Here is a 12,086-nt window from a genome sequence, read left to right as displayed (position 1 = left end):
TGTTGGTTTCTCTGGATCTGTTGGTTTTTCCGGTTCTGTCGGTTTCTCTGGATTTGTTGGTTTTTCCGGCTCTATTGGTGGCTTTGGTTTTTCTGTCCCTGTATTTCCCGTATTACCATTCTCACCCTCCGTTATAATTGGTGGGTTCACAATTGCATCTGGTTTCTTCTCTGGTGGAAGAATATCTCCTATACTCGCTACTGAAGAATCAATATTTTGATCGCCAAATGCAAAATGATCTCCATTCACGCTGACTTGTGGCTTATTATCCGTAATAGCTGCAATCACATTATCTTTTGTTGTATCTTGAAGTGTTTTATCTGTTGTTTCCTTATCAAAGAGTGCTAGAACACGAGAAGTGGTTTCATCTCCATTTTGAAGATTACTTACAATAGATTTTTCTTTAAAATTAATTTTTGATTTATCCAGCTCTTCGAGTACATAAGCAACTTCATTATACTTACTTTGAATTGCATTCTCTGTAATTGCTTCAAAATCATGTTTGTTCAGATCTTCTTTCTTTTCATCCGGTTTATTCTTATCTACCTTTTTTGTAATAGCTGTTTTACTTTTTGATGATTCCTTACTTCCAAACCAACTGCAACCTGTCGTACTTAATATCAATGAACCACCAAGAAAAACAATTCCCATTTTTTTGTACAGATTCTCATAATTTAAAGGCATGTTATTCTTTCCCCCTTAGATGTTCTGTATATCTTTATCAATTTTTTCAATCTTAGCTTTCTTTTCTTCTTCACTTATCGTAGATTGTTGAATATCCCGTTTCTCTAATTCTTTGACCTCTTTCATTACGTTTTTATTTCCCTTGCATTTTGGCAAAAGAATAACAATCTTCATATTTTTTTAGATTTACAAAAGCTTCAACAATGAGTTTTTCACGTCTACCGTCCATATTGACTTTCCCTTTAAGTTTAATTACCTCCTCATATTTCTTATTAAGTGCTGCTTTTTCAAAGTCGATTACATCATTTTTGACATCAATTTCATTGATTTTATTCATGTTGTCTATCCCAATAAAATAAGCAACCACACTTTCTGCAAATTTCGGCTCATATTGTAATGCCTTATTTGCCTTTCCATTTAGTAAATAAGTAAATAAAACTGCCTTCTGACTATCTTTATCTAATTCTGTGTAATTGACCTTATCGAAGTATTTAACGGCTTCTCCATACTGTTGAATGGCTGCCTGTTGTAATCCTTTTACTACATATTGTTCAGAACCAGCATTTGCACTCGAAACTGTATCGGAAGAGAATAACTTAAAGGCAAATATGGCACCCGCTCCAATTAACACCATGCTCCCTATAACACTCGCAATAATCTTAAATCCTTTTCTATTTTCCTTTCCAGGCTTTACTTGTGGCTCTATTTCATTCGATGGACCAGAAGAGAGTTCTTCCTTCCTTACCGGTAATTCTTCTTGATATTCATATTCTTCATGAAAAGGAGAATCATTGATTTCCCTTTCTAACGTTTCTAACAACTCCTTTTTTTGTTCCTCTTGTTCCGGATCTAATTGCATCACATTCATTTTTTTAGAAATGTGATCAAAAATATGATCTGCATATCTCGAACCAAGTGATAACGTACCGTTATAAATTTCATTGGAATGACCATCTAACAAATCAAAATCAATATGTTCTTGCCGCCCTGCCTCTCTATAAACTCGTTCTAATCGCTTCGTTAAGATATAAGCTTCATGAAACGAATATTGCTTACCCGACTCAATTTCTGTTCCATTGCTACTCTTAAAAATGACAAACATGGCTTCTCCTTTCTTCCATTTAATTTATATTTACTTTCATTTCGATTGATCTCAAAATGCATAGTACAAAAAAGAACCTATTACAAGGAAGACAGCAAATAAAAACGCTAATGGTAAAAGGTCTCTTAACAACCTGCCTAAAAAATCAAAAGCTCGCTCAGTTGACACCATACACATGAAAATAAAATAACAAACAGTAAATACTAACATAGCTATCAGTGCCACGATCAAGTAGAATCCTATTGGATTACTATAAAACTCTTTAAAGGACTGTACGATAAACCCCATAATTCATCCTCCTTTTTGTATCAAATTCAAATTGTATTAAATTCACTCAAATATACAACGTTCCAAATCAAACTTTATTTAAAATCTTTATATGATGAATAAAATATACCTTTCTTCGCAAGCGAAAAGTTTATAGCTATTGGTGGATTGAGTTTTTCAGTCCATTTGTATCCTTGACTAATGTAAAACGCTAATTCATCTTTATTTAAATATTTTCGTTTTCCTTCGATCGCATAAAGTTTACCTTCTGGATATCCAAATTTTCGATATTCCCATAAGATAGTAAGATCTTGAAAATTGAATGTATTAAATTGAATTGCGATAACGCTTGTTTCTAAACTCCCCTCTTCATATTTTTGGAGACGAAAAGGGAATCCATTCTGACCGAATGTTGGGCTAACTACAATTTTATCGCCATTCATTTTCTCCATCCAATTCAAATATAAATCTTTAGGCACTTCAAACTCTTCACATGTTTTTTTGATAAATGTAAAATAGCGATCCTTATCAAAATTAATAATTAAAGACATCAAAACCCCTCTCTTTTTCTATAAAATTCAAATTCTAATAAAAAAAGGCAACAAAAAAAGCCATACCCTTTGCATAGCCTCCTCATTGCCTTAATTATATTTTTTCACTATTTCATCCAAAGAAACGGGAATAAGATTTGACCAAATTTCACATTGCTATTTACGCTCTCTGCTAAGTATTGGCATCCCATTACAATAACGAGTCCGCCTGCCCCACCAAGAAACCACCAAATACATTTATGTCTTCCTCGTTCACCGCCCCAAATTAATAGATAAGCACCCCAGCAAAATACAATCGCTGTACTAACCATCGCCCCTCTTTGCATCCATGTAATAAATGAATTCCCTGTATTAATTAGACCATCCATCGCATCACCTAACACTAACATTTGAGCTATTGTTTCCAACATATACATTCACTCCCTTTTCATTTTTAGATGCTTATACGTTATTAAGCTGACTTAACTCATTCGGCTTACTGTCTTCTTTTACTTCTGTTGATATTGCTTTATAAGCTTGTAAAGCTTTCATTACTAAATCTTGATTTTCTTCAATGTATTTCTGATGATGTAAATGAAGCCAATGGTTATAATCCTGACCATTGGCTCTTAATAGGTTTGCTACCATATCTTTTTCTTTTTTTAATTCCCTCTGTGTAATTGCCACTATATCACCACCTTTCAATGATTATGTGATTACTTCTGATATTGCTCTTTGCAATTTTGAACAAAATAGGTAACATCTTTTTCAAGTTCCGAAAGTTTATCAATTGTAAATTTAATCTCTTTTTTTACCTTACCTTTTTCATAATATGCAAGAGTATCCCTTCTTTGCGATAATCCCCAATCATGGGGGTTACTTGTACTTGGAATATCGTCACGATTTTCATCTAAACCTTTTACTTCAATCTTTTCTTTTTCAGCTATTTTTTTTACAAGGAAGATCCACTCTTCACTATGTCTCATGTTAGATGTTAGCATAACAAAACCTGTGCCATCTTCACTCATGAACTTCTTCATTTCTAACGGACTAAGTCCCATTACTTCCCCTTTTCCCGAACTAAAGACAAATGTTGAACCAATACCAATTGCAATTAACAGTCCAACAACAGCGGAAATGATCCACCCTTTACGACTCATGCATGTTCCTCCCTATGTCATATTTTAATAAGCGATTTTGAAGTGTGATGAGACATTTTTAAACTTCAACATCTGTCTTTATTTTATAACATTTAAAGGAAAGTGGGATAGAAAATGGAAATATCATTTATGGCTGGAATGACGAACCCTGTATTGGCATGCGTATAGAAACTAACCCCGACCTAGCTTCTATAGGCCCAATACTGCACTACGTATTTTGGCATGAACGTAGAACCTTATGTATCTACTGTTTGTATGGTTCATCGCTTCTTCAGAATGTCAAAATGGGATATTCCTCACGATCACTAGCGCAAACAGATTTTTGATACAATGTATTTTCCATTGGTCACAGATGCGTTTTACGTTCTTACTCACCCAACGATAATCGTATACCTAACCCCTCTAGTGACCTTTTGAGGGGAGGCACGCATATATATTGTATATTTCACCTTTCTACATCATTACTGAAAGGAAGAGATACACAATATATATCTAAATTGTCAAAGAACAACTTACTTTGTGCTATGTTCTCAGCACACTTCAAAATCGCTTTTTTTATTTACATTTTTGTTTGACAGCTACTAATTCAGCATGTTTATTTTTTCGTTTAGCAATTAAGTTTTGATGTTTATCTCTAACCGAGCGCACTTGATAATAAATTTGAGCCACCTTTTCAATGCTTCCTGTGCTATTTTCAATTGCGATGGTACCTTTCAGTTCGTATGTTTTTCCATCAAAAGTTTTAACACTATGAGCTTGTGATGCCGCAATATCATAAAATGTGAGTCTTTTTTCTTTTCCCATATGAACGCCTCCTATTTTTGATAAAGAAGGGAGAAAGTCGCTTCTCCCTTGTCTAGTTTTCTAGCCATCTAGATAGGATGAAATAGTGAACGAGTGCTTCATATCATGCTAGGATTGTTGTGTTATACGAGGTTATGATGCGTTGCGCTGCCTCTTTTCCGTATATGTGCTGTAATGCGGATTGAGATTCAACTACGATTGAATGCTGAATGTGGTATGTTGCGCTTTCTTTTAAAAACTGCTCCATATGAGGGATCGGGTACAAATCATATTGATGAAATACCAGGTGAATCGGTCTTATATTCTTGCATTCTGTTAGATATTGAAGAAAATTTGATAATGCTTCTCCTCTCTCTTGATACGTACTTGTTTCCGTTTCGATACTGATATACACAACCGATTTTTGCTTTACATCCATTTCAAGCATTTCATAATCAGTTAGTAAATCATGTTTGATGATGTGATATCCTTGTTTTCGTTTTTCGTGATGGGTATCTTCATAAAAGATGCCTTTCGGATCAAAAATGAAAATAAAATCATCGGCTGTTTCCTTCACACCTTCTATGACCGATTTATAAGCTCCAAAACGAGCTTTTATGACACCTGCAACCTTTCCCCCTTCATTCAGTTCTTTCAACGCTCTACTCACCTTTGTATACTTCTTAACTAAGCCTAACATGTATTGCACTCCTTCCTATTTCATTTTCCTCTTCTGACTACTACTGAAACCAAAAATACTCTTTTTGTTCCCCTTGCTTTTCACGTTGATGTTTTTCAAGAATGTGTAGCAATGTAACAATTATCGTATCCCTTGTTTCTTCTGAATGAAAACCTAGCTCTTGAAATATACGGTACGCTGGATGCTCCTTTTCAAGCGAATCCACTACTTCTACCAAGTTTGCCCCACTTTCATATAATTTTTTTGTGAACTCAATAGCTTTTTTCACATCTAGGTAATATAGGTTTTTATGCCGTTGATCCAGATACAAAATACTTCCTGCCAATAGTTTTGTAGCGGATTCTATCCAATAATCATGTTGCTTTAATGGTTTAATTACAGTTTGAGCGATTGAAATTGCTTGCTTCAATTCTTCAGACAACCAAGCACTCTTGCGCTGCATAACGTCTTCCCCAAGTTTCCCTAAATTTTTCATTTTACCGACATAGATTTCTGACATCTTATATCATCTCCCTCTCGGTTTCTTACATCTTGCCCTCTAGAAAAAATCAACTGTCTAAATGGGCATTTCGAGTATACATACATTCCGACATCCAATAGCAAAGCCTAACGGGTTTTTATGTATTGATTTTTGGCTTTACCGCCTGTTGTCGGAAGATACGTTTCGATTTTCATTGGTACTTGTTCTAGGGGTGGTTTCATAATAATTTATTGCGGTGTCTCTAGTTGAGGAATGATAGGTTTTTCGGTTACTTTTAGCTGTTCCGGTACCTGTGGCTGTGGCGCTTCTCGTTGCCCTAGTTTTTGTGTTGTCTCTGGAGTAGGTGGTGGCGGTTTCTTCTGATCCTTCAACGTGTGCTTAATAATTTGACCATCTTCTTTAATTTCAAATGAGAACATTTCTTCATTCAGTAAATATCCTTCTGGTGCGAATGTTTCTTTATACGTGTATTTTCCATATGGAAGCTTCAGCGTTCGGAAATTTATTGTTGCCGGAAATAGGAGGTTTCATGCTACAAAGAGCGCACTCATTGTAATGAGTAGTATTTGACACGAACGTTTCAACATGACTAACAGCTTCCTAATATGATATGCAGTTTTTAGAGATCAAAAAAACTAAATTTTCAGATTTATCAACTTAAAAAAAGTAATTATGTTATCCCTTTTCTGTATTTTTCATTTACAATATAGAAGTATAATTATTGTTTAATGAGTAAATGAAATTTGTTTCATTCTAATCTTGCACGATAGTACGTAGCAAAAAACAGTTTTTCAATTGGCTCATTGAAAATATCAGCAAGAATTTTTGCCCTATATTCAATAACTCCTTTTGTACCAGTTTCAATGTGATACAGAGTCTTCAAAGGTATTTCAGTAGCATCCGACAGCTCTTGAATTGATAACCCTTTTGATTCTCTAACATTGCGTATAACTGTCAATTCATCACCCCCTTAATCACATTCTATTCTCCTTAAAGTAGAATGTCAATCCTTTAAGGAAACTTTTTTATCCCGATAGTGAATTATTTTCACTTTCAGAATGAATAAATATCCCTAAAGTAAATATATAGATTGGAGTGAAATAGATGATACAAAATTATTTCGGAGAAAATGTTAGAATTCTAAGAACACTTAAAGGACTAAATATGAAGGAACTTGGTGATGTTTTAGGAGTCGCTAGTAGTACTATTTCCAATTGGGAAAATAATAGGAAAGAGCCAAGTTTTGAAATGCTCCAAAAGATATCCATATATTTTAATGTAAGTACTGATCGACTCCTAAATCATAAAATTGGTGATAGTGAAGCTCTTACAACAGAAGATCGAAAATTAATTGTAGAACGTTTAGCACAAGATTTGTATGAAAGTTATAAAAATATTCCTGATAAAGATAAACCATTATTAGAAAATGAGTTAATTGAGTATGCAAAATACTTAACGCATAGAATTGAGACTAAAAATAAATTAAAACATAGCTGAAATACATTATTCTTCTTGAAAATTTCCAATTAAAAGTAATAATTCACGATAAGTTTCTAAAATATTATTATCCTGGTTAATCATTTCATTAAACCACTCTTGATTAAGATTCATTTTGTAACCCTCCCATATTTTACGTGAATTTTATGTGTTAGTGGCACGAAATTTTTACGCTTTATAATAATGAACCACCATTATAAAGTACGAAAGACGCTACTTTTTAGTAGCGTCTTTCGTACTTTAACGGCTTAACCCCCACCGGGGTCTACCATCCTTTGCATAACATACTTATTTGTATCTTGCGCCTTTGCATCTTGTGAATCTGGTGTTTCAAATTGAAAAAACGATGTCAATAGCATTACGGTATATAACGTAACCACTAAAAATTTATTCACTTGACTTCACCTCTTCTTTTAATAGCTCCTTCTTGACGTATTGCGAATAAAAAACATTACCTGTTAATTCGAAAGATTCTAACGATTCTTTTAATCCTATTATATCATTATTTACTTTTGAAAACGAATACTGCTGGAAAGCCGTGAATTTTTTACCATCTTTTCTCAAGTCTTCATAGAGTTTATTTCCTTTTTCCCAATCACCATGCATACATTCAAAAAAAGCCTTCTCAGATGAATGAATAAGATCAAATCTTATCTCATCTAAATTAATACCATTTTCTATAAACAAATGTGCTAGTGTAGTATGAAACGCTAAATACTTTTGTGTTTTTTGTGGAACTTGAATACTTTCACAAAGAGAAATGGCTTTCTTGATATACTTCTCAGCTGTAGATGGACATTCAAACGTGAAACTTTCTCCTAAACAGCACCAAGCTGTAGCCTTGATAATGGAAATATTCAATTCAGAATCTAAAATTTCATAACATGTATTGCGGCATCTATCTAAGTCATTTCTCATTAAATATATATATGCCAGTCGCTCTTTATATTTCATTTCCAAGCATCTCTTTACGTACTCTTGTTTCACTTCTTTTAAAATGACATCTGTACGATCAGCATAAGGAATAACAGCATTATAATTTTGCTTATCATACATAGCTTCCATATATAAAATATTTAAGGCTGCTTGACACACTGTATCTGAAGAGAAATCTTTGGTATACATCTCATCCAGAAGTTGCTGACCTCTTGCTATGTTTTGATTTCTTTTATTCTGTATTTTATAAACCGCTATGTATTTCTTTAATCCCTTTGTATCCGCATGCTTTTCTATAATATCTGCTATTACTTTGTATTCTCCCATTGCTTGGCAATAGCATAATGCTTTTTGTACATTTAATGGTGTTTTACAAAGAAGAATATATTCATGAATGATTTTTCTTTTCTCTTCCGAACTATCACAAATGGCTTGAACTAACTTTAAAAAAACCTCAAATTTAAACTCTTCTGTTTTACATTGAAGTCCGTTATCAATTGTTGTTTTACTTGTTCCGATTTCCTTTGCGAGTTGTCTACTACTTATTTTCTTTTCAGCTTTAATTTTCGACAATTTCCCCATTAAATTCTCCAATGTAAAGCCCCCTTCCAAGCACAAGACACATCACCCAATATAAATTATTAAATAGATGTTTTAATCTATAGTGTAATATTTTTATATATTCTTGGAGGTTAATAATTAACTTTAATAATCGGGTAATCAAAACTTGTCATTATATTACTTAATATTTTTCTCATAAATTGTATACTTAGAAATATTTTAACACGAAGGTCTTATCGTTATTTGTAAAGTGCCCATTCAAAAATTTTATATTTTTTTATCAGAAAATTCAAAAAATACAGATGGTACAAGTATTTAAATTCAGATGAGTTTGAATGAATAAATTTAAATGTATTTTACAGATGGGATAAAAAATGCTACTTGAGGGGATTGATATTATTTTAATAACAATATAAGATAGATAGAAAGATTGTATTTTGAAGAAAAAATAATTTTTAAAAATATATAAACATAAAAAAAAACCCACTATACACAGTTTTAAGTTGGTCTCTAGTTTGGCGACATGAACCAATTTAAAACTCCTAGAATAGTTAGGGTCTTATTTAACATTTTATAATGTTCACTTATGAAAATGATTATAACATAAAGTGAATTTAATGTGAATAAGAACCTCTATTTTTCCATGTTCTTTCTGTATGTGTTTAGTGGGGAAAATAGGAGGTTTTTTTTGTGATTCTACAAAACTTTTTGCTTAGTCGTGCAAAATCGGAACTAAGTCCCCACATCAATCACCTATCAAAGAAAACCGGGGCTATTAATCAATCAATTAAGAAAGTTACTACTGACATTGATAATATTGTCCTAGAATATGAAGGTGTTACTACGAAGGATTACCTCACAAAACGTAAATATGAAGCTTTAGAAACAATTTTATCGTACCTAGTACAAGAAGGATATTCCCAAGTAAAGCAAGATCATATTAGCAAAAAATCGGGTATTTCAAAACCTGTCATTAACTATGTGTTAGCATGGTTGCAAGATCTGGGAGTATGCCAACAAATTAAAGTACGAAGACACGGTAAGATTGCCCCTTCAATTTACATCTTAACCATACATAACAACTATTTAAAAATTATTGAATACTTCAAGGTAAAATGGGCTGTAGCAATTGATGTTTGCTCTACTTTTACTGAATTTCTAAGTGAAAAACTCTTTAAGAAAACTGTTGTAGCCAATCACGAAGACATAAAGAATGATATACAAGTCTCGTCTAATTCTGTAGATATTTTCAGCGTATACAAACAAGACAAATCAAATACGGATTGTAAATTAAAAGAAAAGAATAACAGATTACAAGATTTACATGACTATCTTAGTGAGGATCAGAAAAAGGCTTATTACTACATTTTAAGTCAAGAACTAAATCACCTTAGTGAAAAGGATGCATACACAATTGCTTTAAGGATGCCACCTTATATCGACCGCTATGCTAGATGGGATTTCGAAGAATGTGTGCAATGGTTTCAATACAATGAAGCTCAAAATAGTAATCCCGCGCATTTTATAAAAATGTTTGGACAAAAATCTAAACAAAACTGGGAACGAAGAAATCAGAACACAATAGAAAAGAAATCACTACATGGTACAAATAAAAAAAGAGAATTTGTTTTCTATAATTTCTTAGAAGAGAGTAATTAATTTTTAAAAAATCATACTAGTATCTAGTCTTGCTTAAAAAGATCCAATATAGCAAGGCTATTTGTCGTGTCCTCTTATAAAAGGTCAGAAACTTCTTGTTTTTCGACACAAGAAACTTCAAAATACAAATCATTTTATAGAACCTTTCTATGAAGTTCTGGGCAATTCACGTATACAATTAACCATAATTTATTTATGGTTAATTCATTATTAACTATCAAATTTCATTTGAAATTTACTAAGAGAAAATCCTGAATAGCTTGTCAGAGTAAGTCTAAAGGCATCTTAATTTATTCTAATGTTTTTATTGGTTTTACTTTTTAAAACAAGATTTATTTAATATAGCATTCTGGAATTCATTCTGTTTTGTCTAATTTTAGGGAATCCGATTCAACTTACAAAATATATAAATAATTATGTAGATATTTGTTATTGGCTTCCCTAAAATCTGATAAAATTCTATTTATTATAAATTGAATCCATGGGGATGCTTCCCCTTTTCCCCTACTTCTATATAGTATTATAAGAATATCACTAGCTATTGAATGCATTCTGAAAATTTTAAAACATCCTATAAGCTATTTTTGACGAAGATTAAGTCGTTTTAAGAACCAAAAATAGCTTATAGAAATATCCCTTTTTTAAATTGAATATTATTTTTTACTAGTAAAACGCTACTTAAACGCATAGCGTTCCAAAAGATCCCCTTACAAACTTTTCATGTATTTCAAATTGAAAAAATATTAGCTAGATGCTAATTCTATTAATGAAAGCTTTGATTCTTACACATATATCTAGTAAAATTCTTATATCGGAATCAAACTTCTAATAATAAAATTTCAAGTAAGCCTTTAATTATTGTATTGTTTAATAAATATTTTCTTGTTTTCAAAAGTGAACGTTATTAAAACGGATAGCGTTTATAATTTAATTAACTTTAATATTAGATACATAGACTAATCTAAAAAGACAAGTATCTGCTCAGGAATCCTTTTGAAGGTAGTAAAGTCCTTTACCTTGTAGCCTTATAAAAGTCTCTATTATTAGAGGAATGATCCTACTAATAAAGAAAGAATATCTAACACACAAATAATGGAGGTGTAAAATTTGGAATATGGATATTTTGCACAAGAAGTAGCAAAGCAACTAGATATTAATACTAATACACTTCGTAGATGGTCAATTGAACTAGAAAAAATGGAGTACATATTTGAAAGAAATGAACGTAACCAACGAATTTATTATGAAAATGATATAGATATTTTAAAACAAATGAAGGAATACCTAAATCAAAACTGGAAATTAGAAGAGGCCGCTACGCGAAGCATTGATATAGTTGAAGAAAACGCACAAAAAACGGATAGCGTTCAGGAAGAAATCGATACTGAAGTAACACTTCAGAAACGTTCACAGACGGATATTTCAATAATTCAAGATAAGTTTTCTTATATGTTTAACCAACAAGAAAAAATTGTACAACAAAACCAAGATATTATTAATTTATTATTACAAGAAAGATCAGAAAAAGAAGAAAAAGATTTGCAAATTCAATTACTACAAGAAAAACTAGATAAAACAATTCAATTGTTAAATGAAGATCGACAAGAACAACAGGATAACACCAAGAAAACGTTCATTCAACGTTTGTTTAATCGAAACTAATTGGGGTCTACATTTTCTATCAAATACATATCCCAAATAAAAAAAGCGGTAATTACCGCTTTTT

At 32.1% G+C, this 12,086-nt stretch carries 14 protein-coding genes and 2 pseudogenes; 3 read left to right on the top strand and 13 right to left on the bottom strand.

The genetic code is table 11. From position 1 onward, the window contains the following. The 12 genes and pseudogenes from GFJ36_RS28625 to GFJ36_RS28570 form a co-directional block, all read right to left on the bottom strand. Window positions 1–684: hemagglutinin (locus GFJ36_RS28625; RefSeq protein WP_157349843.1), on the bottom strand; the 684-nt coding region annotated here is incomplete at its 3' end. 15 nt (window positions 685–699) lie between these two features. Further along, window positions 700–1,786: pseudogene (locus GFJ36_RS28620) on the bottom strand (hypothetical protein). 51 nt (window positions 1,787–1,837) lie between these two features. Continuing rightward, a complete protein-coding gene (locus GFJ36_RS28615; protein WP_000505836.1) occupies window positions 1,838–2,074 on the bottom strand; it encodes a hypothetical protein in 237 nt (78 codons plus the stop codon). A 74-nt stretch (window positions 2,075–2,148) separates the two neighbouring features. After that, window positions 2,149–2,604 carry a hypothetical protein gene (locus tag GFJ36_RS28610; RefSeq protein ID WP_098230601.1) on the bottom strand — a complete coding sequence of 152 codons (456 nt, stop codon included), beginning with the start codon at window positions 2,602–2,604 and terminating at the stop codon, window positions 2,149–2,151. A gap of 107 nt (window positions 2,605–2,711) precedes the next feature. After that, entirely contained in the window at window positions 2,712–3,020 is a 309-nt protein-coding gene (locus GFJ36_RS28605) for a hypothetical protein (protein ID WP_002060493.1), read from the bottom strand. A 25-nt stretch (window positions 3,021–3,045) separates the two neighbouring features. After that, on the bottom strand, window positions 3,046–3,270 hold the full coding sequence (locus GFJ36_RS28600; protein WP_098230602.1) for a hypothetical protein: 225 nt from the start codon (window positions 3,268–3,270) through the stop codon (window positions 3,046–3,048). Between the two features lie 29 nt (window positions 3,271–3,299). Beyond that, on the bottom strand, window positions 3,300–3,743 hold the full coding sequence (locus tag GFJ36_RS28595) for a hypothetical protein (RefSeq protein ID WP_097953417.1): 444 nt from the start codon (window positions 3,741–3,743) through the stop codon (window positions 3,300–3,302). A gap of 555 nt (window positions 3,744–4,298) precedes the next feature. Further along, a complete protein-coding gene (locus GFJ36_RS28590; RefSeq protein ID WP_098230603.1) occupies window positions 4,299–4,547 on the bottom strand; it encodes a hypothetical protein in 249 nt (82 codons plus the stop codon). A gap of 103 nt (window positions 4,548–4,650) precedes the next feature. Further along, complete coding sequence (locus GFJ36_RS28585) at window positions 4,651–5,226, bottom strand: TraM recognition domain-containing protein (RefSeq protein WP_098961648.1); 576 nt, start codon at window positions 5,224–5,226, stop codon at window positions 4,651–4,653. A gap of 40 nt (window positions 5,227–5,266) precedes the next feature. Continuing rightward, complete coding sequence (locus tag GFJ36_RS28580; RefSeq protein ID WP_098230605.1) at window positions 5,267–5,725, bottom strand: type IV secretory system conjugative DNA transfer family protein; 459 nt, start codon at window positions 5,723–5,725, stop codon at window positions 5,267–5,269. Window positions 5,726–5,832: 107 nt separating this feature from the next. Continuing rightward, window positions 5,833–6,195, bottom strand: a pseudogene (locus GFJ36_RS28575) (MSCRAMM family protein); the annotation flags it as partial. Between the two features lie 260 nt (window positions 6,196–6,455). After that, on the bottom strand, window positions 6,456–6,665 hold the full coding sequence (locus GFJ36_RS28570) for a helix-turn-helix transcriptional regulator (protein ID WP_098230606.1): 210 nt from the start codon (window positions 6,663–6,665) through the stop codon (window positions 6,456–6,458). A 146-nt stretch (window positions 6,666–6,811) separates the two neighbouring features. On the opposite strand from GFJ36_RS28570, the gene GFJ36_RS28565 reads away from it, so the two are divergent. Continuing rightward, a complete protein-coding gene (locus GFJ36_RS28565) occupies window positions 6,812–7,204 on the top strand; it encodes a helix-turn-helix domain-containing protein (RefSeq protein ID WP_098230607.1) in 393 nt (130 codons plus the stop codon). Window positions 7,205–7,591: 387 nt separating this feature from the next. Here GFJ36_RS28565 and GFJ36_RS28560 read toward each other — a convergent pair whose 3' ends face one another. Then, window positions 7,592–8,722 carry an AimR family lysis-lysogeny pheromone receptor gene (locus GFJ36_RS28560; RefSeq protein WP_098230632.1) on the bottom strand — a complete coding sequence of 377 codons (1,131 nt, stop codon included), beginning with the start codon at window positions 8,720–8,722 and terminating at the stop codon, window positions 7,592–7,594. Window positions 8,723–9,391: 669 nt separating this feature from the next. Between GFJ36_RS28560 and GFJ36_RS28555 the strand changes: the two genes are divergently transcribed. Both GFJ36_RS28555 and GFJ36_RS28550 read left to right on the top strand, forming a co-directional pair. Next, the gene (locus GFJ36_RS28555) at window positions 9,392–10,360 is read left to right on the top strand and encodes a Replicase RepFR55 (protein WP_098230608.1); all 969 of its coding nucleotides are present in this window, start codon (window positions 9,392–9,394) and stop codon (window positions 10,358–10,360) included. Window positions 10,361–11,467: 1,107 nt separating this feature from the next. Continuing rightward, window positions 11,468–12,022 (top strand): MerR family transcriptional regulator, encoded by a 555-nt coding sequence (locus GFJ36_RS28550; protein ID WP_098230609.1) that lies wholly within the window; start codon window positions 11,468–11,470, stop codon window positions 12,020–12,022. Window positions 12,023–12,086: the final 64 nt, after the last annotated feature.

Source organism: Bacillus sp. EE-W1 (assembly GCF_009760835.1).
GTDB classification, from domain to species: Bacteria; Bacillota; Bacilli; order Bacillales; family Bacillaceae_G; genus Bacillus_A; species Bacillus_A wiedmannii.
This window is presented reverse-complemented; position numbering and strand designations above follow the sequence as displayed.